This window comes from Mycobacterium talmoniae (genome assembly GCF_001854525.1).
Taxonomy (GTDB): domain Bacteria; phylum Actinomycetota; class Actinomycetes; order Mycobacteriales; family Mycobacteriaceae; genus Mycobacterium; species Mycobacterium talmoniae.
The window spans coordinates 1-703 of sequence record NZ_MLQM01000367.1; the positions used below are offsets into that span (position 1 = coordinate 1).

2 protein-coding genes are annotated in these 703 nt (G+C 61.7%); both read right to left on the reverse strand.

From position 1 onward, the window contains the following. A partial coding sequence (locus BKN37_RS27400) for a WXG100 family type VII secretion target (protein WP_071030450.1) occupies positions 1–286 on the reverse strand: 286 nt, incomplete at its 3' end. Positions 287–297: 11 nt separating this feature from the next. Then, entirely contained in the window at positions 298–591 is a 294-nt protein-coding gene (locus BKN37_RS27405) for a type VII secretion protein EsxS (protein ID WP_071030452.1), read from the reverse strand. Positions 592–703 lie beyond the last annotated feature (112 nt).

The window sequence follows — 703 nt, forward strand, 5'->3', positions numbered from 1 at the left end:
AGCCCCATTTGGCGGCTTCGGCGTTATCCCGAGCAAGCATGGCCAACGTGTTGGACTCATGGGTGCCCGCCATCGCCGCATACGCGCGCACCAACTCCTCCATCGCCTGATTCCACTGCGCCTGCCACGCCTGATACGTCATCCCGGTATCGCCCTGCCACGCCGACGACAACGCCGCCTGCTCACTAGCAATATCGGCACCCACCGCCTGCAACGTGCCCGCATACCCCGACATATCCCCGGCATGCGACAACATCGCCGGGTAGTTGTACATAATCTGCGACATCACAAAACCTTTCAGAATCCCGTGTACGTACTGGCCGCCGCCGCATCGGTCGCCACATACGTGCCACCGGCATCACCCAAATTGGCCTGCGCGATATCCAACAACGCATTCACCTTCGCCGCCACCGCCACAAACCGGGCATGCGCGCCTTGAAACGCCGCCGAGGACTCCCCGACATGAAACGCCTGCGCCGCCAACGCCGACTGCTCAGCCTGACCCATCGTCGAGCGCATCAACGCCGCCTTAGCCCCAAACGCCGACTCCGACGCCACCAACTGCGGAATATGCGCATCCAACAAACTCATCACTTAACCCCTTCCAACTCGATCACCAAATAGTCCACAAAACCCCACCACAAGTTCCCTCAGCTACGACTCCCCCTCCCACGTCTCCGGCACCAACGGCACCCGCGGACCC

Coding starts and splice junctions, on each gene's coding strand:
- BKN37_RS27405 (WP_071030452.1), bottom strand. CDS start 591: ATGAGTTTGTTGGATGCGCATATTCCGCAGTTGGTGGCGTCGGAGTCG.